Below are 25846 nucleotides of genomic sequence, written 5' to 3'. Positions count from 1 at the left end.
TAAATTTGAATAAAATTTAACCTAATTTAAATAGCATGAGAAAGATCAGGATTTTCGAACATATTTCGCTTGATGGTGTAATAGAACACGACGGAGACTATACCTATGGCGCCTGGACCACAGCATACCGTAGCCCTGAAGGGGCAGCAATGCTTTTAGAAGCTTATGGAGCAGATTTTGATTTGCTACTTGCCCGTACCACTTACGATATCTTTAGCAATTTCTGGCCAAATGCCGGAAATTTCCCCATGGCAAACGCAATAAATGCCGCAACCAAATTCATTGTAACCCACAGGCCCGATAGCCTGCAGTGGGGGCCGGTGGAAGGTCTTAGTGAGGATGTGATCAATGCCATTGGTAAACTCAAATCGACAGAAGGGCCAGACCTGATTGTGGTAGGCAGCTCTACGCTTACTTCATTACTGCTTGACCAGGGCCTTGCTGATGAGGTGATCCTCATTACCTACCCCGTTCTACTCGGTCATGGAAAACGTTTACTGGCAGATACTATTGATGCCCGCGAACTGGTTTTCGTTGATTCAAAAGCTACACCTACGGGTTTACTTATTAATACCTATAAACACACCGGACCGCTAAAAAAATAAAACCTCACTTATATAGGGCATATCTGGTCAGGGTTTAACTGCAGGATATGCCTTTTAGCGTTTTCATACTCTTGTTTTCCACCTTTCCTTCGCTCAACAGGCAATAACTTATTTACATCTTCTGAAGTTGAGGAGGTATCCTGTCTGCAATTTTATCAAATAAGCATATTTTCTGAAAAGACGAGTCATTTTTCGCCCGATTTAAAAGGGCGTTCGTCGAGAAGTTACAGCCGTTGGTATAATACGGCCAAAACCTGTGAAACGTTTGCTGCAAGTCGACGTCTTATTATTAAAACATTCACAAATTATTATTTAAAACTATAAAACAAGATATTATGAAAACTTCATTCTCAACCCTAGCAAAATCATTAATGGCAGCTGTTGTTTTAAGCACTTCAATCTTTTCTACAACTTTAATGGCTACCGAAAAACAACCTGTTAAAATCTCTGCTCCTAAAAACTTCGATAAAGTAGTGGTAAGCGGAAATGTAGAAGTTACCCTGATCCAGAACGGTAAAGAAGGTATTAGCTACGCTGACGACAATAGCGGAAAAGTAAAAGTAATTCAGGATGGTAGCGCACTAAAAATTACTTCGGCAGATAACGAGGTAGCTAAAGTTACGGTTTATGTAAAAAGCATTTACCGTGTAATGGCATCTGATGATGCAGTAGTAAAAACTGATGGCAAATTAAATGTAACCAACCTTCAGGTATTCTTAAGCGGAAATGCAACAGCCAAAATCGATTCGAAAACTGAAAGCCTTTACACTGTAATCTCAGATCGTGCAGATTTAAAATTAAGCGGAACAACCGAAAATCACAGCCTGGTAATGGGAAGCACTCCAAAATTAAATTTAGATCGTTTTGCAGCTGTCAAAACAGAAATGAACACACCAGAAGTTGCTGTAAGAACCGCAGCTTTGGCTAAATAAGCACCCGAAGATTTAACAACAAAGAAAGCGGTATGTAGAATGCCTCCAAAAAGTTAGACACTTATTGGGGGCATTTTTATTGCATATTTAAATGAAGTTGGCTCTTTCTGTTATCACAAAAATATATAAACATAATAAAATAAACATTATTGTTTATTTTATTATGTTTATATGGAGGCAACATTAGAAAAATATAAGGGCATTCATCCAGGTTTAATATTAGACAGGGAGCTGAAGAAAGGAAATTGAAAAAGGGGCCTTTTGCGCTTGCGTTGCCTGAATATCCACAGACAATTACAGCGATTACTAAGGGTAAAAGGGCGTTGACTACTGAAATCTCACTGAAGATAGATAAGGCTTTGGGCTTTGAGGCGGGCACAATGTATTTATTGTAAGTACATTATAACATTTTTCAGGAATTGAGAAAAGAAGCGAGTTTGGACAGACCTGATTTGACGCGTTTGCGTAAAGGTCTTTTTGGGGATACGGATATTGAGAAGCTGAATTGGCGAACCCAATATTATTCGATTATCAAGCGGGTTTTTGAACGCGGCAGTGATCAGGAAAAGCAGCTTATGATGGATTTCTATGGTAAAGATAAAATCAAGGAGGTTACCGGGAGCTATAGTGTTTCGAACAATAGTTTGCCTATTTTGATTCAAAGCAAAATTCAATAAGGATGTTACATTATTTTAATATTGATAATAAGACTTTAGACTACAACTTCATCGCTCTTGTTCTTCTCACCTTGTTAGAGAATATAAATAACACTTCTAAAAAATATCTTAAATATTATTCATAACTTCAATTCCTACCAATTGTAAACTAGTTGGCAAAATGAATTATTTATACATGGGAATAATCGAAATATTACTACTGCTATTAATATTGGGCATCTTATATGCGCTTGGTCGGTATGGTAAGGATACTTGGTTTGGTTTTGGTGGTTCTATTGTTCTTGGCATATGCATCACTCCACTTTTGGCATTCATCCTATTGTCTTTTTTCTTTAAAGACAGATCGATAAATTTATAAACAACATTGATCCTTATTAATACGAAAGGAAATTATTGTTTTTTCGCTCAAAAAACAAAATAATGGCAAAACATTAAACTAACCAAAATCGTGTAAAAGATTCACATTTAAATTAGCTCAATTTCATGAAATACATTACCTCTCTTTTTTTACTTTTTGCTTTTTCTGCAGCAAAATCACAAACTATTAACAAGCCCTATATCGAATTTACCAATACAGGTATTTACCACATTGATAAAATAACAGTTAAAGATACATCAACTATAGTTGATATCAAGATTAGCTTTTTACCAAACTGGTGGACTATGTTCAGCAACGAAGCATATTTAGAAAATGCTGATACAGGAGAGAAATATATTGTAAAAGTTATCGAAGGTGCTAAGTTTAATACAAAACTTTGGACGCCGAAATCCGGTGACACCTCAGTTAGGTTAATATTCCCTAAGCTGGACAAGAACGTAAAGCACCTGAACTATGGTGATGAGGGAAAGACTTCGATATACGGTATTTCTCTGCAAAAAGAAGCTAAAACAAATAAACCAACTTCCATACCAGAAAACGTATCGAATTGGCTGAATTTGCAAATTACTGACAAAAGGCGAAAAATTGATCAGAACATTTTTTTTGTGTCGGATTCGGTTAAAATTGTTGGCTACATCAAAGGATATGATAAAAGAGCTGGATTTTCCAGTGGCATTATTTATCATCAAAACCACCTCACGCGGGAAGATTTCCCTACAACTGTAAGAATTTATGAAGATGGAAGGTTTGAGTGTAGCATGTTGGCTACTCACGCAATTTCATCCAGCATATTTTTTAACAATCAAGTTATTGACTTTTATGCCAAACCAGGAACTGTAACAGGCATAATCTTAGATTGGGACGAATTTTTATTGGCAGATAAATATCGTGATAGGCGCTATGGCTTTGAAAATCTACAGTACTTAGGTGTAAATAAATCAGTTAATGAAACCCTAAATTCGATCAAAGTTACTTTACCCGACTATGGTAAATTAGCTGAATATCGAGAGAAACAAAAACCTGAAGAATTTAAAGACCTTCAGGTTCAACATTGGGAAAAAGCAAGGAAGGCCGTAGATAGTATTATTTCAAAGAAACGCATACCTGAAAACATCAAAAGAATGATAGTGAATCAAGTAGATTTAGCTTATGCCAACTATCTTTTTGACTATGAGAACTCGCGGGGTTATTATAAGAAGGAAAAACCTGAAAATGAAATTCTAAAATTACCAATGCCAGGCAATTACTTCGATTTCCTAGATAGAATCGATTTAAACGATAAGTCACTTTTAATTTCCAGTCAGTTTTCTACGTTCATAAATCGTTTTGAATTCTCACCGCTATACGAAAGGCGATTAATTTATAATAGCAGTAATGGCTACTTGAAACTAGATTCTGCATATTTAGCTAAAAACAAGAAATCCAATTTAGTTTTTGATATCGCAAAAATTCGTTCTTTAATTTCCAACTTCAAGTTTAGTCAATACAAAAGTAAAGATTTTATTGGGGAGACTACTTATTTGTCGCAAAGCATAAAAGAACCTTTTGCAGTTAGCGAAATGAACCGAATGTATAATAAGTATAAAAAAGGCAATGTAGCCTATGAACTACCAAATAACGTAGCGGCCGAGGTTTTTAGAAAAATTATCAATCCACTAAAAGGAAAAATACTGATTGTTGATTTTTGGGCGCAGTGGTGTGGGCCTTGCCGTAGCGGAATAGAGGAAAGCTTGGAACTAAGAAAGAAATACAAGGGTAACCCAGATTTTGATTTTGTATTCGTAACAGATGCAGAAAGTACCGAATCTGCCTTTTATGATGATTATATTTCAAAAAACGCAATGATTAATACATACAGAATTAAGGCTGATGAATATCTAGCATTAAGAGAGCTCTTCAAATTTAATGGCATACCTCGTTACATTTTGGTGAACGGTGAGGGAAAAATACAAGACGATAATTTTTCCTCATATAACCTGAAAAATGAACTTAACAAATACTTCCCTGGAAAGTTTACCGATTCTTATTGGAAATAGCACTTTCCCTTTTTTGAGCTCTTTCAGATATTTGGTCACCGCCCATTGTCATAAAAATGGTTAGCGTCTGGTAGTGGAAAAACCAGAAAGCACTGCCCCCATTTCACCAGAAATGAATATTCAATAATCTGCTATTTTACAACTCATTATATTACATTTATAAATTGGAGAAACGGGCTCAATCCAATTGGTTTATCAAGATAAGAAATCGAAAATTTGGTTTGCCCAATATATTAGCAAACACCCCTATTTAGTTCTTGGAGTCTACTAAACTTGAACTACAATATATGCTTATACATATAAGAATTAACTTACAAGATTAAACTATATGCATATAAGTATAATTCTTTTTTAAAATCATTCGTATTAGCTACATGACATGCCTGGATTTACATCTCTCACCCCCATTACCTTTCCTCCTCTGGAAATCGAATGATTTAAGTCACCCTTTTAAAAGAACTAGAATCATTTTGCATGCAGTTTTTATCAAATAAGCATATTTTCTGAAAAGACGAGTCATTTTTCGCCCGATTTAAAAGGGCGTTCGTCGAGAAGTTACAGCCGTTGGTATAATACGGCCAAAACCCGTGAAACGTTTGCTGCAAGGCGACGTCTTATTATTAAAACATTCACAAATTATTATTTAAAACTATAAAACAAGATATTATGAAAACTTCATTCTCAACCCTAGCAAAATCATTAATGGCAGCTGTTGTTTTAAGCACTTCAATCTTTTCTACAACTGTAATGGCTACCGAAAAACAACCTGTTAAAATCTCTGCTCCTAAAAACTTCGATAAAGTAGTGGTAAGCGGAAATGTAGAAGTTACCCTGATCCAGAACGGTAAAGAAGGTATTAGCTACGCTGATGACAATAGCGGAAAAGTAAAAGTAATTCAGGATGGTAGCGCACTAAAAATTACCTCAGCAGATAACGAGGTAGCTAAGGTTACTGTTTATGTAAAAAACATTTACCGCGTAATGGCATCTGATGATGCAGTAGTAAAAACTGATGGCAAATTAAATGTAACCAACCTTCAGGTATTCTTAAGCGGAAATGCAACTGCTAAAATTAACTCAAAAACTGAAAGCCTTTATACTGTAATCTCAGATCGTGCAGATTTAAAATTAAGCGGAACAACCGAAAATCACAGCCTGGTAATGGGAAGCACCCCAAAATTAAACTTAGATCGTTTTGCAGCTGCCAAAACAGAAATGAACACACCAGAAGTTGCTGTAAGAACCGCAGCTTTGGCTAAATAAGCACCCGAAGATTTAACAAAAAAAGCGGCATGAGCCGCTTTTTTTGTTTCTATGTATCCTATACTTTTAATCCAAGCAATTAAGCTCTTAGCTTCCAGATACTGCCGTTTTTGGTTGTTAATTTTTCTAAACTTCCTGCTATAACCAGATTGTCCAACAATTGTTCGCTTTCGCTTCGGGCCGTTCCTGAAAGTTCAGAAAATTCTTTAGCAGTAAGTGAAGCATATTTGCCAAAAAGTGTTTCCCAGCTTTTGTTATAAATTATTTTTTCAGCTTCTGGATATAACTTTAACACAGCCGTTTCATAATAAGCATAGGGTTTAGCGCCATAAACAAATTCCTTTGAGCCGTTATCTCCCTCGAAAAACAAAGAAGGGAAACCTCTTACGCCATAAACCCGCGCTAATTTTAAGTCTTCCTCAAAATCTTTCTTTGCCTGCCCTTCCATAGCTAATTTCAACTGAACAGTATCCAATCCTGATTTTGTAGCCGCCAGTTCCAGGTGTTCCCATTTAGTAATATTCTTTTTCTCCATAAAAACCATTTCCCTGATTGCCCGCAAAAACAAAATAGCCTTTTTATTGTCCTGCAATTGTGCCGCTTTAAAAGCAATTGAGGGTGGGTAAGAAGAATCGAGCGGATCCTCCAGCCAAACATCTCCATCAATAGGCATATCATAATAAGCACTTACCTCATCCCAATGGTGGGCTACATCAGATGGTTTACTGATTCCACCACTGTTGTAACTCCAATCGGGCAATAATCCCCCCATGCGATATTCAATTTCAATACTGTCGCCATACTCCAATTTTAGCTTTCTAAGCTGAGGTTCAATCCCCCAGCAGGTAGAGCAAATCGGATCTGTAAAATAAACCACCTTAACTGACTTGGTATTCGACTGAAATTCAATTGAAGTTAATTTTTCGTCGCCTAAATCTGGCATTTCGCAAATACCTGTTTCTGGATTGCACAACAATGGGTTGATTTTCGTGTTATCGTTTGACATTTCTTATCCGTTTTCTGAATACAAAGTTAAAACAGCCCTGCTTTACAAACGTTATCAGTTACCTATTGGAAACTACTTACCCATTGGAAACCATCTGGAGTTTTGCTAGTTTTATGGCATAACCGAATGAGGAAAATTAATTGATGAAGAAAAACCAGACTGTAAATAACACCAGCATTTGCAAAGTACGGATAACTGCCATTAAAGATACTATGGAGATTTTATCGGGAAAATGGAAGTTTCACATCCTGGGTACTTTACTCGAGGGTGGTAAAATGCGTTTTATGGATTTACTGCGCGAAGTAGACGGTATAGCTGCGAAAATGCTTTCGAAAGAATTACAAGATATGGAAATAAACCAACTGGTTAGTCGTACTGTTTTAAATACCAAGCCCATTACGGTAGAATATGAAGTTACACAGTATGGCAGCACACTGAAACCCATTATAGATGAAATTGCCAAATGGGGAACTGCTTACAGAAATTCGCTTCACGAAAAGGCAAGCGATTTGCCCAACTCATAAATTCCTCACTTTTCGAAAACGACCCTATCGGGGTTTGCACCTTTATTTACCAAAATATCAGAAATCTCTTCGATCATTAAATCAGGGCCACAGATATAAAATGGTTGATTGAAATCTTTGATATTGGCATTGATGAAAGCTTCGTTAATGCGTGCGTTTTGATAGCGATTGGATGTCTCGCTGCTCACTAAAAAAACAACGTCTTCACCAAGAATTTCTGTTAACTCCTCTTTGTAAATGATATCGGCTTCTGTTTTATTCGAAAAAAACAGTTTATTGCCTTTTGCTTTGCCATCCTGATGCAACTGTCTCAGAATAGCAATAAAAGGTGTAATCCCGGCACCCCCAGCAATAAAACAGCCCTCGCCCGTATACTCAATGGCTCCCCATGAATCGGAAATCACCAATTCATCGCCCACCTTAAGCTGGTCGATCTGATTGGTAACCCCATCATGATCGATATAAGATTTTATGGTAAATTCCAGATAGGGTTTATCTGCTAAAGCGGTAAAGGTAAATGGCCGTTTTTCCTCAACCCAATCAGGTTTATTGATGGATACATCTGTTGCATGCCCCGGAACGAAATGATAGTGCTCTGGCTTCTCAAAACGAAGACATTTTACGTTGTGTGTTACCTGCGAAATTGCGTTAATACGAACTGTAAATTCCATAACCTATATTTTTAACTGGTAAATAAACCTGATTGTTTTCTCTTTATAAAAATGCGAATTATTTTATTGGTTTTATGCATTTATCGGTTAACCGTAGGCAATAAGTGATTAAACGGCGTCTATTTTTTCGTCAGACCAGTCATTTTTCGCCCGGTTTAAAAGGGCGTTCGTCGAGAAGTTACAGCCGTTGGTATAATACGGCCAAAACCAGTGAAACGTTTGCCAAAAAGCGACGTCTTATTATCAAAACATTCACAAATTATTATTTAAAACTATAAAACAAGATATTATGAAAACTTCATTCTCAACCCTAGCAAAATCATTAATGGCAGCTGTTGTTTTAAGCACTTCAATCTTTTCTACAACTGTAATGGCTACCGAAAAACAACCTGTTAAAATCTCTGCTCCTAAAAACTTCGATAAAGTAGTGGTAAACGGAAATGTAGAAGTTACCCTCATCCAGAACGGTAAAGAAGGCATTAGCTATGCTGACGACAATAGCGGAAAAGTAAAAGTGATTCAGGATGGAACAGCGTTAAAAATTACTTCGGCAGATAACGAGGTAGCTAAAGTTACCGTTTACGTAAAAAGCATTTACCGCGTAATGGCATCTGATGATGCAGTAGTAAAAACAGCAGGTGAATTAAATGTAACCAACCTTCAGGTATTCTTAAGCGGAAATGCAGTAGCTAAAATCGATTCGAAAACTGAAAGCCTTTACACTGTAATTTCAGATCGTGCAGATTTAAAATTAAGCGGAACAACTGAAAACCACAGCCTGGTAATGGGAAGCACACCTAAATTAAATTTAGATCGCTTCGCAGCAGCAAAAACAGAAATGAATACACCAGAAGTTGCTGAAAGAACCGCAGCTTTAGCTAAATAAGCCCCCGAAGATTTAGATAATGAAAAAAGCGGCCCTGGCCGCTTTTTTTGTTGTGTTTTATACTGTTAAACCAGTTATTTAATCACGTCACTTAAAATAAATGGTTTTATAATTTGTTTAGAATGTTTTTTAAGAAAAACTGCAAGCCACTTACCTTTATTTTTTCATCCAAACTAAACTCTTTTTCACCCGGAGTAACTACAAATGCCTTTTCGATCGCCAGATCCTCTAAAACATTGTAAAAACCTTTGGAAAGCGAAGGAACAGCGGCATATTTAATTTCTATAGCCACAACAGGCTTAACACCATCTACTAATATAAGATCACATTCAGCTCCATGTTGCGTACGGTAATAATACATTTCTAGTCCTTTTGGCTTTAATTGATAAATTTGCTCAATCACATAACCTTCCCATGAAGCACCAACAATCAAATTTAAAGGAAGCTCAGCACTACTTTTGATTCGGTTTAACTGATGCAGTAAGCCACTGTCCCGAATATAAACTTTAGGTGCCTTTACAACACGTTTTCCCACATTGATATACCATGCTGGTAATTGCCTAACCATGAAAGCACCCTCCATAAAATCCAGATATCGCTTTATGGTTGTACTGCTCACCCCTAACGCTCTGGCATAGTTTTCTGCAGTCCAGATACTTCCTGTGTTTGCTGCCAGCATGTACCAAAAATTACGGATGAGTACTTCGGAAAGATTAACCCCAAAAAGAAGGTTTAGATCACGTTCTATATATGCCTTAATAAAATTTTCAGCCCATAAGGAAAACTGTTGATCGGTTACACTGGTAAGTGCGGTAGGGAACCCACCTCTAAACCAATGTTGTTCCTGAGAAATCCCACTATCGATTGCTTCCAATAAATTAACAGGAGACATTTCAACAAAAGCAATGCGCCCAGCTAAAGACTCAGATACTCCTTTGACCAAGACCGGAGAAGCTGAACCAGTAAGTATAAACCTACCTGCAATCCTATGCTGATCTATAATTGGTCTTAATTGACGAAAAAGATCCGGTACACGTTGAATTTCATCAAGAACGATACAGGATTCTTTATATTGTTCAAACAAAAACCCAGGATCTTTCATTCTTAAAATATCATTATCATTTTCAAGATCAAAATAAACTACATCGTGTAAAGTACTTTTTAGCAGTTCGCGGGCTAGTGTGGTTTTTCCCACTTGCCTTGGTCCCAGTAAAGCTACTGCTGGAAATATTTTAAGCAACTCTGCCAGTTCACCTTGTATTTTACGTTCGATCATACCCAAAAATACAATTTTACCGAGTAATATTCAAATTTAATTTGAATATTACTCGGTAAATACAGTTTACATTCTCTAAACCATTTATGGATTAATCGCCAATTTCTTACCCGCAATATCTTCCCAACGGTAAAAATGAAAAGTTTTATCGTCGCTCATTGCTACCAGCAAACCATGTTTAAAATCGGCATTTAAAGGTACCGATACTACATCAATTCCATCGGTTTGATTGGCAGTGTATTTTATGGTAGCTATTAAAGGATGCTGATTCGGAGCATCTGCCTTGCCTTCCCTGCTGTATACTTTTAACTGCCTTGCGCCCTGGTCAGATACCAATACATAACCCTTGTTTCCGGCAGTTTTATAAATGGCTATGCCTTCGTTGTCAACGGCAAAGTCCCCCTGACCAAATAAGGCAAGCTCTTTATCGCCCTTAGCCGGATCGGCATAATATTTACGTACACCAAATTGCTCATCGCAGTAGTACACATAGCCAAGTTCATTATCAACAGCAATGGCTTCAATTTCTTTTTTGCCGCTGTAACTTCCAAAGTTCCTCACTAAATCGGCTTTAACATGGCCATTACCGTCATCGCTTAACAAATATTGCCACAGGTAACCTGTTTTTGGTCCGGTTTTACGGCCAACAATGGCATATATTTTACCATTCGGATCAGTATACATGGCAATACCCATTAAATCGCGGTACTCTGCACCGGTTTCTCCAACAAAAACCGGAATACCACCGTTATCAATCGGTTTCATATCCGGAAGGGAATAAATCCGGAGTTTATGACTCAATCTTTCGGTGGTAACGGCGATATCTGTTTTTTTTCCTCCCAGATTTAATCCGTAAGCAATATCAACGTTATCGGGTCGTTGCAAACCTTTAACTGTTTTCGATTTGATGATTTTTCCTTTGAGATCAAAAACATATAATCCTCCGTTTGCATCTTTATCGGTACCAATTACCAAAGATTGTGCGGCATCTGCCGGGTTAACCCAGATGGCGGGATCGTCGGTATCAAAATCAACCGGCTCTGAAACGTAAAGTGGTTTTACTGCAGTATTATCTGCTTTTTGCGCTGTTCCGTTACAAGAAAAGCACAGGGTTAAAATTGCAATTGCTGCAAAGGGTATAATTATTCTATTCTTCATTTTAAATTTTAGTACCGTAAGCGCCTACAAAAGTAGCCGGCGCAGGTGAGATATAAGTAATTCCATTTTTCATTACAATGCCTGCGGCATGGTGACGGGTAAAGTTGGTGATGCCTTTACCTAAAGCCGGCGAATTCCCCTGTAGGTGGAAATCCCAGGCGGTGTTAAAATCGGCATTGCTAACTGCAGTATTTACCGGATAATTAACAAATTTAGGGTCGTTGGCACCAGCAGTAGTGCCAATTACATCATTTTTACCGCCAATAATATCGCCACCCGGCTGAAACTGATTAACAGTAGCCTGATCGTATCCGTAATACCAGTTATTGCTATAGGCAGAACGGGCATCCTCAGGCTTTTTAGGATCTCTTTTCACGCCAAAACGAGTGTTGGCAAAAAGGTTATTGTATAAATCGGCGCGCACAGTGCTTTCCATCCATACCGATCCACCTTTTGCAGTTGGCCTTCTCCACCCGGTATTAACCAAGGTATTGTTGTAAGCAATAATATAAGTTTGTGGTGTTTTATCGCCGGTGTTTGATAGTTTCAGTGCATTAGTATTGGTACTGTAAACCAGGTTATAAGCAATATCAGCTAAACAGCCTGATTTAAAGTTCATGGCCTCACCACCGGTTACACCTGTAGTATAAAATACATTGTTGGCAAAAATGATCTTTCCGCCCTCAATATAGGTACAATCTTCCTGCAGATTACGGAAGACACTGTTTTGTACCACTAATCTGCCTTTGGCATTGGCAAACCAGAGTGCCGGAAGATTTTCGCCGGCTACGGCCTTGTAAAGTCCCATTTTAACCGAAGTTGAAGCATCGGAGGTGGTAGAACCACCATATTCGATAATGGCGTGGTCTAAAACCAGCTCTTCGCAGGTTGGGCCAGCCAAAATACCGCCCCAAAGTTTACCGAATTTCTTTTGTGCCGTTTTATAAAACTCATTTACGGTAAATTTAACCGGGTTCTCGGCAGTTCCCAACGCATATAAATTACCTTTCACAATAATTTCGGGCTTGGCAAGCGTATCCATTAAAACAGTAACTCCTTCTTCAATGGTCAACGATTTTCCTTCAGGAATAACAATATCGCCTTTAATTACCTGCGTACTTCCCTTAGCCCAAACACCTGAAACTTCTCCAATGGCCGAGCCATCTACTGCGGTAGTATCTACATCAATATTGGCTTTTTCGCATCCTGCCAGAGCAAGCAGGGCAAGCATAAGTAGTTTAAAAATCTGATTCGATTTCATGTCTTTATCTTTTTAAAATTCAATTAATTAAACTTATATCTGAAGCCAACTAAATAGTTCTGGCCATAATAATCACTCCTGATCAAGGTGTTACCGTCTTTTACCAAATCTTCGTTGATTTTGTTATTTTCAGGGTTGGTGCCTTTGATGAATAATTTTGCAGGTGTATTTAAGATGTTATTGCCTTTAACAAAAACACTGATTCCGCCTTTAAATCTTTTCTCAACCGAAGCATCCATCTGCACGAAACCTTTCTGCCACAAATCGTTGTTTAAGAACTGTGAAACAGTATTGATCCGCGAACCGGTATAAGCAGCTGCAAGCTGTGCATCCCAGCCTTTTTTGGTATCTTTAAATAACACGGATAAATTCGCAATATGCTCAGACTGTCCGTAAAGCGGGCGTTCCTGATCAACAGAAAGCGCCTGAATATCGCCAGTTGTCGGGTTAATGGTGCGGGTTGTTTTAGGTGTTACAATCCGCGAGTGGGTATAGGTATAGTTTGCTTTAACACCGATTTTACTGAAATATTTGATATAATCGACCTCAGCACCATAATTATTAGCTGTACCAAAATTACCCGGAGTATAATAAATATCCTGTCCGCGAACGGCATCAGCCTGGAAAGTATATTCGATCGGATTTTTGATACGCTTGTAAAAAGTACCGATTAACAATTGCTCGGATGCGCCTGGAAAAAGTTCGTAGCGCAAATCGAAGTTATCAGCCAGCGCACGCTGCAAGTTTGGATTTCCGCGCTCCTGAAACTCTTCATTAACCACTTTGCCAGGTACAATTTCGTAAAAACCCGGACGGTTTAATGCTTTGTAATACGAAGCATGTAATTGTGCTTTATCACTCAAAAAATACTTCGCGGTTAAGCTTGGTAAAACATCAGTATATACCTGGTTTCCTTTCGGATAAGTTTCTCCTGCAGGGAAAAGCAGATTATAACCTTGATTGGTATGTTCTACGCGTGCACCTCCAATTAGCTCAAGTTTAGCCGAGCTGTATTTAAACATTCCGTAACCCGCGGCAATTTTTTCTGAAGCATCATAAGTAAGTGAATTGGCTACGGCACCCGTTGGATTGCTCACCACCAGGTTTAAATCTGTATAACTTTGAAAATCTACACCGTACAGCTTTTTTGCATCAGCAGCACTTGGCGCCAGGTTATAATTATTAAAGAAACTGCTTCTTTGTTTATCACGGTATAAACCACCTGCCATGATATCGAGTTTGTTCTCACCCAAAGTAAAATGGTAATTAAGGTCGAGATAACCAGCGATATCCTCATCCGTGTTGCGTTCCCAACGGCGGGTTACCGGATTGGTATTCACTAAACTGGTTCGTGTACGCTGGAAATTTTGTTCGATTCCGTTTAAGCTGATGCTGGTATTTTCGGGGACATCGTTTTTAGCAGATGAATAAACTGCCGACCACTGCACTTTGAATTTATCGTCGAAAAATTTGTGACCACCATGCAGGGTACTGTTGTAAATCTGCTGCTCGGTTAAACGGCTACGCGTATCGTAAACCAGCTCTGCATTTCCGGCTGTAGGATTGTAAACACCATTATACGTGGTGCTTACCGCATCTCTAAGCTGCTGGTTTTTTAAATTAACGTACACATTGTAAAGGCTTAACTGGTGTTTTTTGTTAAATGAATAATCGACCTTTCCGTGTAAGCCGGTACGTTGCTGTTGCTCAGAAAACTCACGGTAGCTTTTACTGGTAATTACCGCATAAGCATCGGTACCAGCTACTGCATTATTGTAAAAAGTACTGTTGCTGCCACGGTAAGTATTTTGGTAACTTCCTGCCAAAACCACACCTAGCTTATTGTCTAAAAACCTTTGGCTTACTGATAAGCTTCCAATTAAATTAGGCGCAGGGCTTTTGTATTTATAATCCAGCGTTCCTTTGGTAAAATCGTTCTGCGTAGCATTATAATTTTTTCCATTTAGCTCGTAAGGCGATTTATACTGAATGGCTGATGCATCGTAGCTCGCAAATTTACGGTCGATAAACAACTGACTATAACCTGTTGAAACATTTGCATTTACCTGGAATTTTCCTGGTGCGTTTTTCATCACCATGTTAATGGCGCCACCAATGGCATCGCCTTCCAGATTTGGGGTAAGGGTTTTATAAACTTCTAAGCGATCTAATAAATCTGCCGGGAATAAATCAAGCGGTACGTAACGGTATTTGTTATCAGGGCTTGGAATTTTCACACCATTTACCAGTGTGTAATTGTATCTCTTGTCCATACCCCGCAGGATGGCGTACTGTCCGTCGCCATTGCTATTGCGCTCGATAGAAACACCTGAAACACGCTGCGTAATGTTGGCTACCGTTAAATCAGGAGAAATTTCAATGGCTTTGCCCGATACGATGTTCATAATCTGAGTCGAATTTTTCTCCAGGCGACGTGCTCCCTGATCTGTAGAAGCTACCGCATTGGTTTGGATGGTTACATCATCAAGGCTTTTAGAATCACTCTCCATATAAAATTTCAGGTGATCATTGTCCTCTTTTTCCACCGTGATGGTTTTTGTAATGGTTTTGTAGGTGATGTAGCTTACACTGATTTTGGCAGAACCGGTAGATACCCATTTAAACTCAAAAGTTCCATCAAGACCGGTATTGGTTACCCTTCTGGGATTATCGAGTACTACGGTTGCGCCAACGATGGCCTCGCCGGTTTGTTTATCGTAAACGTGCCCTTTTATTTTTGTAGCGTTGGCTGTGCCCGCACAAAAAACAAGAAAAAACAGAATTTGTAAAAGTTTGTTCATTTTGTTTGGTAATGTCTTTTTATTAACTGACGGGCCAAAGATGTATACGCCAGTTTATATGCAAAAATTATCAGGGTTACATAAAGGCAACACCGTTACAATGGGCATATACTGAAAAGCAACACAAAAGAACAAAATACTGTAAATCAAATACTTAAACAGCAACAGAAGCGCCATTATGCTTTTATTACCGTTACATTAACAAATTGTTAAGCAAGCAAATACACATAAAAAAGCAATTTTATTTGCATGGTTGTAACGCTTAAAGTGCCTGTATAAAAGCGGATAAATTATCGCCCTGCGCTAAGTTCAGCTTCTTACGTAACCGGTATCTGGAAACCCTCAGGCTATCGGTAGAAATACCCAGCAAAGTGGCGATATCAGCTGAGTCAAGATTCATTTTAAGCAAAGCTATTAAGCGCATGTCAGCAGAGGTAAGTTCGCTGCTGAATTTTTTAAGCTGTTCTAAAAACTGATGGTGCACCTGCTCAAAAGCCTGTGTAAACTCTTTCCAGTTACGCTCGTGGTTAAAACTTTGGTTAATCTCAGTGAGGATCTGGTTCATTTGCCGTTTCTGATCGCGTTTATCATCTTTAACCATGGCTTGTAGTGTATTGCGCAGATTTTCAAGAAACTGATTGTGTTTAATGAGGTTTAGGGTATGCGTAGAAAGCTCGCGGCTCTTTACTTCGAGCTGCTGTTTGAGCTGCTGCTCTTCTAATTGCAGGTTTTTAAGCTCCAGACTGGTTAAATCGTGCTGAATATCTTTCTGTTTAGCCAGCATTTGCTGATCTTTTAATTTTAAGCGCTGCCTGCTAAAAATAACAAAGCCCAAAACAATGGTTAACACCACCACAATGGTGGCCGAAAACGCAATCACCCGGTTGATCTTCTTATCGCTTTGCAACCTGGTAATTTCATCCGATTTTTTATTGATATCGTACAGCACCTGCAAAAAGGCAACCTGACGGGCGCCATCTTCTGAATATAAATCGATGGTATATTTGTAACCCAGCTTAACATAGTGGTAAGCGCTATCCATTTGGTTCAGTAATTCGTAAGCTTTCCCCAAATCACGACAGCAGGAAGCGAGCTGATAAATATTTCCCATTCTATTGGCAAGTTTCATCGCCTTTTGTGTTTCTGTAATACTCGCCTGGTATTTACCTGTTTTACGTAAAATATCGCCCAGGTTATTAATTACCTCTATACTGCCCAGTTCATTACGATCTTTCTGGTATAAATCGAGTGATTTTTTAAAATGCTGATAAGCCAGATCGTACTGCTCTAAATCCTCGTAAATGCTACCTAAGTTTTCGTAAATTTTGGCAGCACCACTGATGTCATTTGTCCGTTCGATTGCCTTTAAAGCCAGGTTCTGATAGTAAAAAGCACTATCGTAACGGTTACGTTTTTCGTAAAGCTGGCCAATCTGTCCGAAAATAGCAGCCTGCCCCTTTACATTGTGCTCTCTTTTATAAATATTTAAGGCCAGAAGATAATTTTTCATGGCTTTATCTGGCTGTTTTAGATAATAGTACAGTACACCAATATCGCTCAGGTTTGCGCCGAGCAACAAAGGTTTATCGTTACTATTGAATATCTTTTCGGCTTTTAGGAAAAAGTCGAGCGCCTGTCTGAAATGGCCTTGTCTGTAGCAAACCTTCCCCATTTGCTGCAAACATTTCCCTTCTAAAATCGCATCGTTGTTCTCGATAGATTGTGCATATATCTTCTTCAATTCGATAAGCGATTCGATTGGTTTTTTAGATTGTTGATCAAAAAACTGCCCGGGTTCTTTTTCCTGCGCACCGGCAGCAGCGCACAACTGAAAAAATATCAGGAATGCACAAATGTATTTCATCATGCTGAAAAGTAATTTTCAACAAAGAAAGAGCGAAAAGGTTAATTTAATGTTAAGAACAGAAACAAATGTAATGATTACTTTATTCCAGATTAATACGAAAGTAATTTTTGTTTAAGGTCTGTCAGAAAAGTTGCTTTTTATATTCAAAAAAAGATTCAGCATTTCCAGTGAATTAAATGGATTTTAAATACAAATTTAAGCTACTATTTGTAACAAGTCTAAATAAGATTATATTTGCAACATATCCTTATTCAGGCATGAATCATCGCGAATTTGTAGGTTTCTTTAATCTCCACTGGGCCAAAGTATATAGCCTTGCGCTTACCATGTGCGCTAATGAGGCTGTAGCAAAAGACATTTGCCAGGATATTTTTCTATCCATCTGGACCAGAAGTATAATTTTTGATAACGACCTGGAAGCGACCAAATACCTGGCGCGTTCTACCAAATACCAGATTTTAAACCACTTCAGAAACAAAAAGAATGTTGAAGAGATTACCGATCTCAATTATAGCGACAATACAGAAATTCGCCGCTACAATCCCGAATCGATATTGCTTAACAAGGAACTTGCTTTACAGCTGGAGATGATGATTGCTAAACTTGAAGAGCCTTCGAAAAGTATTTTTATGCTGAGTCGTGAACAAAACCTCACCTACAAGCAAATTGCCGATGAGATGGGTATTGCTGTAAAAACCGTCGAAAAACATATTTCAAGGGCGCTAAAAGAGCTAAAAAGCAACCTTCACCCTGCTTAGATTTTATCGGGTGTAATTTACCATCCTTTATGGAGTTGTTACTTTTAGATTATTGTAAATTTTCCCGCATTTCGGAGCGATAATAGTATTTGTTCCTGAACCAGAAGGCGAGATTCACCAATGTAATCAATGCCGGCACCTCCACCAATGGTCCGATCACACCTACGAAAGCCTGGCCGCTATTGATCCCGAAAACTCCGATAGCTACAGCAATCGCCAGCTCAAAGTTATTTCCGGCAGCGGTAAAAGCGATGGACGCACTTTGAGAATAGTCTGCACCTACTTTCTTACCAGCAAAGAAGCTTATTACAAACATTAACGCAAAATAGATTAACAGCGGTACCGCAATCCGGAGCACATCCATTGGTAACTTTACGATTAAATCGCCCTTCAAGCTAAACATGAACACAATGGTAAATAGCAGCGCGATCAAAGTAACCGGAGATATAAGCGGAATAAAACGATCCTGATACCAGCTTTCACCTTTCATGGCAATTAGCACATACCGGCTGACTACGCCAGCGGCAAAAGGGATGCCCAGGTATATGCCAACGCTCTTTGCTATCTCGCCGATAGTGATATTTACATCAAGACCGGTAATACCGAACATTGGTGGAAGCACGGTAATAAACAGGTAAGCATACGCACTGTATAGCAACACCTGGAAGATACTGTTTAAAGCTATCAGTCCAGCTGCATATTCCCTGCTTCCTTCTGCAAGTTCATTCCAGACGACCACCATGGCAATACAGCGCGCCAGCCCGATCAAAATCAGTCCGGTCATATATTCCGGATAACCGTTCAAGAAAAGCAGGGCAAGCACAAACATCAACACTGGCCCAATTACCCAGTTCAGTACCAGTGAAGTACCCAGTACTTTGAAATTACGGAATACTTTACCGATATGCTCATACTTCACCTTGGCCAGTGGTGGGTACATCATCAGAATCAGCCCAAGGGCCAGCGGTATATTTGTTGTACCAGTGCTATAGCTATTGATCCATTTTGCGAAGGACGGGATGAAATAACCCAGTCCTACTCCAATTGCCATAGCCAGAAAGATCCAAAGTGTTAGATACTGGTCCAGAAAGCCCAGTTTCTTTCGCTCTGCGGCCGGACTACAATTGTTTGCGCTCATCTTACCCTATGTTTTGCTGTACAAAGTCTTTGCTATATGCCTTGATCTGTTCACGGACTGACCTGAACAGCTCCATAACCTCGGTTTCACTTCCAGTTGCTTTTGCCGGATCAGGAAAGTTGTGGTGAAACTTTTGCGCCTTTGATGGAAAGAATGGGCAGCGCTCTTTGGCGTTATCGCAGACGGTGATCACATAATCGAAATCGATATCATGGTATTCATCCATGTTATTGGAAGTATGGCCGGAGATATCAATTCCATCTTCTTGCATCGTTGCGATTGCACGGGGATTCAGGCCGTGTGTTTCTACCCCTGCACTATAAACTTCCGCTTTATCTCCTGCAAAGTAGCGCAGATAACCTTCCGCAAGCTGACTACGGCAGCTATTGCCCGTGCACAGTACTAGGATTTTCTTCATATTTTTGTTTGATAAGTTTTAGCTACAACATCCCGGAGCGCAGCAAGCGGCTGCTTCCGTCGGTTTTTCCGCATATACGGTAATACTATGAATGCCTGTTCCAGATGATCTGAAAGCGGCAATCTGTTCGGCAGATAGGTAATTGCCCAATATATCGTCTGGAACTATGATCGGCTTTTGCTTCTGGATTACTACCGCTGTAAAACCGGCAGCATCGATCAGCCCCAGGTAATCCTGCTTTTGGATAGCACCTGAAACACAGCCCGCGTACATTTCAGCGGCACTCTGGATACCAGCTGGCAATTCACCTTCCAGTACAATATCTGAGATACTGAAATGGCCACCAGGTTTCAATACGCGAAAGATTTCTTCAAATACCCCGGCCTTGTTGGGTACCAGATTTAGCACGCAGTTGCTCACGATCACATCAGCTACATTTGCAGATACGGGCATGGCTTCAATGTCTCCCTGGCGGAACTCTACATTGTGAAAGCTAAGTTTTTCCGCGTTCTCCCGCGCCTTATCGATCATGGCAGGTGTAAAGTCAATGCCAATCACTTTACCCGTTTCTCCGGTTTCCGCGCGGGCGATAAAAGCGTCGTTACCGGCTCCACTCCCCAGATCGATCACCACATCACCTTTTTTGATAGCAGCAAATGCAGTCGGCAGGCCACAGCCCAGTCCGAGGTCAGCATCTGCATTATAGCCTTCCAATTCGGAGTAATCGTCACTCATAATGTTGTACACTTCTGTAGAGCAGCAGGACGAACCACAGCATGAAGCCTGGTTATTTTCCTTTGATTGTAAAGCTATCTCACTGTATTTTTGCTTTACCAGTTCCCTTAATTCTTTATCAGTACTCATAACTATTTTATTAATTGTATTATTGCAATATTGCGATAATTAAAGTCAAAAAAATATTAGCAGCAATCCTGCCCATTAGGCGCTACATCCTTAAAAAAGCTATTGAACAGTGCTTTGTACTGCTTCCAGATTTTGGGGTTTATACAGTAGCATACACTGGTTCCTTCAATGCTTCCCTGGATAATACCGGCCAGTTTCAGTTCTTTAAGATGTTGTGATACCGTGGCCTGTGCCAGGCCCAGTTCTTCTACAAAAGTGCTGGTAATGCAAACATTCTTTGCTACCAGATATTCCAGAATGGCAATCCGGGCAGGATGCGCTAAAGCTTTGGCCATAGCAGCCATATCATTCTGCTCTTTGGTGAATAAATCTGTTTTGGTTGCACCCATATTTAAACTACTACATCGCAATATTACGATTAATAGTTTTAAGACCACAAATCTTTCTGTCATTTATTTTTCATCTCTGCGCCTTATTCTGCTATTAAACAATTTAAAAAACTGCTATCAAGAGATACAAATCACATATCCGATAAATATTTTTTACTTTTTGCGTAGGGTATGCGCACCTTCATGGTAGTTATTAATATGGAAGATATTAATGGCGAACTACTGGATAAATACGCTCAGGGGAAATGTACTCCCACAGAGTGTGCAAAGGTAGAAGCCTGGCTGGAACAGGATAATTTCCCTGAAGCATTAACCATTGAACAGGAAGGTGTTAAACAGGAAATCTTATCTGCTATACTGGAGAAAACAGCATCTCAGCCAAAAAAGTACAAATTAAGCTGGATTACTTACAGCGCTATTGCTGCTGCGGTGGTGTTTGCGCTGGGGTTCCTATTGGTAAACAAAAAGCAACCCCTTCCTCAAAACATTGTTTTTAATGCCCCATATGGGCAACCCACTTTAATTACGTTGCCCGATAGCAGCAAAATTGAACTTCAACCCGGAAGCCGCATTGCCTACCCCAGCCAATTTACCGGAAAAACCCGACTAGTGACTCTTTTATCGGGAGAGGTATTTTTTGCCGTTAAACACGATGTAACAAAACCTTTTGTAGTAAAAAGCGCCGGTGGAGAAATTAAAGTACTGGGCACACGCTTTAACGTGCGTAATCTAAAATCTGCTGCATTAATGGAAGTTACGCTTACCCAGGGAAAAATAAGCTTTCAGGCGAAGAACAGCCCGCTTACCGTGCTTTTACCTGGCGAGCAACTTTTGTTTAACAAGGTACTGCAGCGAACTGCTGAAGTTGTTAGAATAGATACCAATGCCGTTATGACCTGGAAATCAGGACTGATTAAATTCAGTAATACCCCTATGCCGCAAGTACTGGAAACCCTGGAAAACAGGTATGGCTTACGTTTTAAAGTAAGCTGTCTACTCAATGATCCGATTAGCGGGAAGTTTGAAAAGCAAAGCGTAACCCAGGTTTTACAACTGATCCAACGGGCCTCTGACTACCGTTTCAGAAATGCAGAAAAGTATATCGAAATCTATAAATAAAATCAAAACAATAAACTACCGGAAGTGCGCCAACACCCCGATAGTTAATATTACCATCAATTCTCACAATCAATGACCAATTACAAATTTATGAATTTTAAGCCTATTCTAACAGGCTGTGCCCTTTTACTGTGCTGTTTGATATTTCAAAGAGGTTATGCCCAAAACACCCCGGTAACCATTAATCCGAGAACATTAAAAGTTAAGGCGGTAATGGAGCAACTGGAAAAAAAAGCGGGACTCAACTTTATTTATAGCGGTTTGAGTGCCGAGCTCGATAAAACAATAACCCTAAGTCCATCTGCCAATAGCGTTTCAGAAATACTAACCGAACTTTCGAAAAAAAGTGGCCTCGCTTTTACTGCCAGCGGAAAGGATATTACCATTAAAATTCAGCAAAGAGGAGAAGTAAGGGGAAGAGTAAGCACAGCTGAAGGAAAACCTGCACAGTTCGTAACTGTTAGCATCGACCGCACCCGGAATACCGTTGTAGATGCAGACGGAAATTATCGCATTAAAGATGTTCCTGCAGGTTCGCATACCCTATCGGTAAGTTACATCGGTTTGGAAAGCCAATCTAAAGAAATTACTGTAGAGGGTGATGTTACGGTAAGAGAGAATTTTACATTAAGAGAAAGCAACTCACAACTGGATGAAGTAGTGATTAATGGTGGCGAAACCAACCGTTTTTCGGTAAAAAAGACCACTACCGCAGCTAAAATGCCATTAGCTAATCTTGATAATCCGCAGGTTTATACTACTATTCCTAAAACCTTGCTAAATGAGCAGATGATTACCGATTTTAGTTATGCACTAAAAAACTCGCCGGGGGTGTATAAAATCCAGGGAGCACGTGGCATCAATTCTGATGGCGCCTCGTATTACAGCATGCGCGGTTTTAGAACTGAAGCATCCCTGGTAGACGGGCTACCCGCTCAAACGAATGGCGAAATTGACCCATCGAACATAGAGCGTGTAGAGCTGATTAAAGGCCCATCCGGAACCCTTTTCGGTGGAGCAGTTATATCTTTTGGTGGCTTAATTAACATCGTAACCAAAAAACCTATTGATACTGCTGGCGGAGAGATTAACTACCTGACCGGAAGTTTCGGATTAAACAGGTTAACTGCCGATGTTTATGGACCGGCCAAAAAAGGATCGAAACTTTTATTCAGAATGAATGCGGCCTATCAATATCAGGGTAGTTTCCAGGATGCAGGCTTCAGAAGGGCAACTTTTTTTGCGCCATCAGTTGAGTACCGTGCAAACGACCGGTTAACCCTGAGCCTGAATGCCGGATTTTTACAATCTGAAGCCACTAGTCCTTCGGTAATCTTTTTAAACCGGGTAAGAAAATTTATTGCCACTGTGCCACAAGAGCTAAACTTTGACTGGAAAAGATCTTACACGGCTAACGATTTGACCATGAAAAACCCAACAGTTAACATTAAAGCGCAGGCCAATTATAAAATTTCTGAAAACTGGCGTTCACAGACCATCTATTCAAACAACTCCAGAAAATCTGAAGGCTTCTACCAATACCAGTTTATTCGTGGTGCAACAAGTGATGAGATGCTGGAGCGCAACATCAGCCTGCAGAACTCGACCAATACCGCAAGTGATATCCAGCAGAATTTTATCGGCGACTTTAAAGTTTTGGGCTTAAGAAACAGGTTAGTGCTTGGACTTGATTACCTGAGCCAAACCATTAACAACAACAATTCGCCCTACATCGTATTTGATAACGTAAGCGGCCTGAATCCATCAGATCCCAATTATGTAAAAATTTCCAAATCGGCTGTTGAAGCGAAACTTGCAGCAAGTACCGCAGCACCAACTAAAAATACAACCAAAAGCTACATTTACAGTGTTTATGCTTCGGATGTATTGAATATTACCGACCGTTTACTGGCCATGTTGAGTTTACGTGTAGATCGTTTTCAGAACAAGGGAACTTTAAACCAGGCTACCAACACCATTGTAACAAACAGCCAATACATGCAAACAGCCGTTTCGCCTAAATTAGGGTTGGTTTATCATGTCATTAAAGACCAGGTATCGGTATTTGGAAATTACATGAATGGCTTTGCCAATGTCGCTCCGGTAGCTCAACCAGAAGGGGCAGGTGTTTCAGGCACTTTTAAACCGCAACATGCCAACCAGTTTGAGGGAGGTGTAAAAGCTGATCTTTTTAACGGAAAACTAAGCTTTACCGCCAGCATATACCACATTAAAGTTGAAAACCTGACCCGTACAGAAGATTTATTGGTTAACGGGGTTAACTACAACATTACTGTACAAAACGGAACCCAGCGCAGTAAAGGTGTAGAACTGGAACTGATTACCAATCCACTCCCAGGTTTAAATATTATTGCCGGTTATAGCTATAACGACAGTAAGCTTACCAAAGCTACTGCTGCCCTTGAGGGAAGAAGACCTGCATCTGCAGGACCTGCAACATTGATTAACAGCTGGATCAGTTATACCCTGCCAAATGGCAATCTTAAAGGTCTTGGACTTGGCCTGGGCACCAATTATGTAGGCGATCACCTGACTTCAAACGCTTTGGCAACTGGCATATTTACACTGCCATCATACGTAATGATGAATGCTACGGCCTTTTACGATACAGGCAAATACCGTTTGGGTATCAAAGTTGATAACCTAAGTAATCAATTATATTTTACAGGTCAGGGCACCTTAAGTGCTCAAATGCCACGAGCTTTTGTAGCCAATGTTTCGTACAGATTTTAAAAAAGCGCTCTATCTCTTACACCTCTGGCTCGGACTCTGCACCGGGCTGGTGGTGTTTATTTTGGGTATTACCGGCGCGATATACTCTTTTTCTGATGAGCTCAAGGACGTATTTTATCGCGACCGGCTGTATGTTGATGTGCCGGCTGGCGAAAGGCCAAAATCTTTCGATGAGCTGCTTAAGGTAGCGCAAGCTAAATTTGGGAATAAGAAAAAAATCTCGAGGGTAGAAATTCAGGTGGCCCCAAACCGAACCTATATGTTCAGGTCGCTGAAATCGGGTGTATATTTCGAAAAGGTTTATGTAAATCCATACACTGCCCAGGTAGTTTTTCATGAGGATGCCAACCGGGAGTTTTTTAACGTTGTTTTATCGCTGCACCGCACGCTTTTATTGGGCGATAAGGTTGGCCATTTTATTATCCGCTGGTCGGTAATTGGTTTTGTTTTGTTGTTGCTCTCGGGCATAGCCCTTTGGTGGCCCTCCAAATGGAAAGCTAAAGTGCTAAAGGCAAAGTTCAAAGTAAAATGGGAAGCCAAAAAGAAACGCTTAAACTACGATTTGCACCAGGTTTTCGGCTTTTACGCTTTCATTGTGTTGCTGATTATTGCCCTAACTGGACTAATGTGGTCATTCGATCTGGTTGCAGAAAAGAAAACCAAACTCACTTCAGATACCACCGGAACCATGCAACCTGCATCACATAACCAGATCTTATCGAAAGTTAATGCATTGAATAATAATACTGCGTATTATCTGTACAATATCCCGGCTGCCAAAAGTGGTACCGTAAACGTATCCGCTTATCTCGACGCTGATAAAATACACCAGCGCATTCAATACCGTTTCGACAGGTATAGCGGAAAACTGCTTTTAAAGGGAAAGAATTTTGAAGCCCTGCCCCTCAGTGATCAGATCAAAAGTTTAAACTACGATTTGCATACCGGAACCGTAATTGGTATCTGGGGAAAAATACTGGCCTTTATTGCTGGGTTAATTGCCGCATCCCTTCCGGTAACCGGTTTTCTAATGTGGTTATGGCGCAAAAAAAGTAAGTGATCAA

The 25846-nt window shown here is 39.8% G+C and carries 22 protein-coding genes; 11 read left to right on the top strand and 11 right to left on the bottom strand.

All coding sequences use genetic code 11. The features are described from left to right. Positions 1–35: 35 nt before the first annotated feature. The 5 genes from BLR37_RS16240 to BLR37_RS16220 all read left to right on the top strand — a co-directional run bounded on the left by BLR37_RS16240 (position 36) and on the right by BLR37_RS16220 (position 5892). Positions 36–605, top strand: coding sequence for a dihydrofolate reductase family protein (locus BLR37_RS16240; RefSeq protein WP_090770344.1), 570 nt, complete (start codon positions 36–38; stop codon positions 603–605). 335 nt (positions 606–940) lie between these two features. Continuing rightward, entirely contained in the window at positions 941–1537 is a 597-nt protein-coding gene (locus BLR37_RS16235; protein ID WP_090770342.1) for a GIN domain-containing protein, read from the top strand. Positions 1538–1956: 419 nt separating this feature from the next. After that, complete coding sequence (locus BLR37_RS25595) at positions 1957–2214, top strand: DUF6922 domain-containing protein (RefSeq protein ID WP_244154679.1); 258 nt, start codon at positions 1957–1959, stop codon at positions 2212–2214. A gap of 483 nt (positions 2215–2697) precedes the next feature. Next, on the top strand, positions 2698–4629 hold the full coding sequence (locus tag BLR37_RS16225) for a TlpA family protein disulfide reductase (protein ID WP_090770339.1): 1932 nt from the start codon (positions 2698–2700) through the stop codon (positions 4627–4629). Positions 4630–5295: 666 nt separating this feature from the next. Then, on the top strand, positions 5296–5892 hold the full coding sequence (locus tag BLR37_RS16220; RefSeq protein ID WP_090770337.1) for a GIN domain-containing protein: 597 nt from the start codon (positions 5296–5298) through the stop codon (positions 5890–5892). A gap of 79 nt (positions 5893–5971) precedes the next feature. On the opposite strand, the gene BLR37_RS16215 is transcribed toward BLR37_RS16220, so the two are convergent. Beyond that, complete coding sequence (locus BLR37_RS16215; protein ID WP_090770335.1) at positions 5972–6898, bottom strand: ClpXP adapter SpxH family protein; 927 nt, start codon at positions 6896–6898, stop codon at positions 5972–5974. A gap of 143 nt (positions 6899–7041) precedes the next feature. Between BLR37_RS16215 and BLR37_RS16210 the strand changes: the two genes are divergently transcribed. Further along, complete coding sequence (locus BLR37_RS16210; protein ID WP_090770333.1) at positions 7042–7422, top strand: winged helix-turn-helix transcriptional regulator; 381 nt, start codon at positions 7042–7044, stop codon at positions 7420–7422. A gap of 5 nt (positions 7423–7427) precedes the next feature. Here the strand turns inward: BLR37_RS16210 and BLR37_RS16205 are convergent, their stop codons facing one another. Beyond that, complete coding sequence (locus BLR37_RS16205; protein ID WP_090770331.1) at positions 7428–8093, bottom strand: FAD-binding oxidoreductase; 666 nt, start codon at positions 8091–8093, stop codon at positions 7428–7430. 289 nt (positions 8094–8382) lie between these two features. On the opposite strand from BLR37_RS16205, the gene BLR37_RS16200 reads away from it, so the two are divergent. Then, the gene (locus BLR37_RS16200) at positions 8383–8979 is read left to right on the top strand and encodes a GIN domain-containing protein (RefSeq protein ID WP_090770329.1); all 597 of its coding nucleotides are present in this window, start codon (positions 8383–8385) and stop codon (positions 8977–8979) included. Positions 8980–9085: 106 nt separating this feature from the next. Here the strand turns inward: BLR37_RS16200 and BLR37_RS16195 are convergent, their stop codons facing one another. From BLR37_RS16195 to BLR37_RS16175, 5 genes are all read right to left on the bottom strand, one after another. Then, the gene (locus BLR37_RS16195; protein WP_090770327.1) at positions 9086–10255 is read right to left on the bottom strand and encodes an ATP-binding protein; all 1170 of its coding nucleotides are present in this window, start codon (positions 10253–10255) and stop codon (positions 9086–9088) included. 84 nt (positions 10256–10339) lie between these two features. Next, complete coding sequence (locus tag BLR37_RS16190) at positions 10340–11413, bottom strand: phytase (RefSeq protein ID WP_090770325.1); 1074 nt, start codon at positions 11411–11413, stop codon at positions 10340–10342. Position 11414: 1 nt separating this feature from the next. Beyond that, a complete protein-coding gene (locus tag BLR37_RS16185; protein WP_090770323.1) occupies positions 11415–12674 on the bottom strand; it encodes a hypothetical protein in 1260 nt (419 codons plus the stop codon). 23 nt (positions 12675–12697) lie between these two features. Continuing rightward, entirely contained in the window at positions 12698–15475 is a 2778-nt protein-coding gene (locus BLR37_RS16180; protein ID WP_090770321.1) for a TonB-dependent receptor domain-containing protein, read from the bottom strand. Positions 15476–15737: 262 nt separating this feature from the next. Further along, on the bottom strand, positions 15738–17342 hold the full coding sequence (locus BLR37_RS16175) for a tetratricopeptide repeat protein (protein WP_090770319.1): 1605 nt from the start codon (positions 17340–17342) through the stop codon (positions 15738–15740). Positions 17343–17599: 257 nt separating this feature from the next. Here BLR37_RS16175 and BLR37_RS16170 point away from each other — a divergent pair, with 257 nt between their 5' ends. Then, complete coding sequence (locus tag BLR37_RS16170) at positions 17600–18100, top strand: sigma-70 family RNA polymerase sigma factor (RefSeq protein ID WP_167356626.1); 501 nt, start codon at positions 17600–17602, stop codon at positions 18098–18100. 49 nt (positions 18101–18149) lie between these two features. Here BLR37_RS16170 and arsB read toward each other — a convergent pair whose 3' ends face one another. From arsB to BLR37_RS16150, 4 genes are read right to left on the bottom strand one after another with little or no spacing between them, the layout of a single operon-like run. Beyond that, a complete protein-coding gene (gene arsB / locus BLR37_RS16165) occupies positions 18150–19238 on the bottom strand; it encodes an ACR3 family arsenite efflux transporter (RefSeq protein WP_090770316.1) in 1089 nt (362 codons plus the stop codon). A 1-nt stretch (position 19239) separates the two neighbouring features. After that, the gene (locus BLR37_RS16160) at positions 19240–19656 is read right to left on the bottom strand and encodes an arsenate reductase ArsC (RefSeq protein ID WP_090770314.1); all 417 of its coding nucleotides are present in this window, start codon (positions 19654–19656) and stop codon (positions 19240–19242) included. A gap of 18 nt (positions 19657–19674) precedes the next feature. Then, positions 19675–20520 (bottom strand): arsenite methyltransferase, encoded by an 846-nt coding sequence (locus tag BLR37_RS16155; protein WP_090770312.1) that lies wholly within the window; start codon positions 20518–20520, stop codon positions 19675–19677. Between the two features lie 56 nt (positions 20521–20576). After that, on the bottom strand, positions 20577–20909 hold the full coding sequence (locus BLR37_RS16150) for an ArsR/SmtB family transcription factor (protein WP_090770310.1): 333 nt from the start codon (positions 20907–20909) through the stop codon (positions 20577–20579). A gap of 198 nt (positions 20910–21107) precedes the next feature. Between BLR37_RS16150 and BLR37_RS16145 the strand changes: the two genes are divergently transcribed. The 3 genes from BLR37_RS16145 (at position 21108) to BLR37_RS16135 (ending at position 25842) form a co-directional block, all read left to right on the top strand. Beyond that, positions 21108–22028, top strand: a complete 921-nt coding sequence (locus BLR37_RS16145) for a FecR family protein (RefSeq protein ID WP_167356625.1) — start codon at positions 21108–21110, stop codon at positions 22026–22028. A gap of 138 nt (positions 22029–22166) precedes the next feature. Beyond that, entirely contained in the window at positions 22167–24782 is a 2616-nt protein-coding gene (locus BLR37_RS16140) for a TonB-dependent siderophore receptor (protein ID WP_208599668.1), read from the top strand. Further along, positions 24763–25842 (top strand): PepSY-associated TM helix domain-containing protein, encoded by a 1080-nt coding sequence (locus BLR37_RS16135; protein ID WP_090770304.1) that lies wholly within the window; start codon positions 24763–24765, stop codon positions 25840–25842. The genes BLR37_RS16140 and BLR37_RS16135 overlap by 20 nt, the downstream gene beginning before the upstream one ends. The last annotated feature ends 4 nt before the right edge of the window (positions 25843–25846 follow it).

It is taken from the genome of Pedobacter soli (assembly GCF_900101435.1).
GTDB classification, from domain to species: Bacteria; Bacteroidota; Bacteroidia; order Sphingobacteriales; family Sphingobacteriaceae; genus Pedobacter; species Pedobacter soli.
This window is presented reverse-complemented; position numbering and strand designations above follow the sequence as displayed.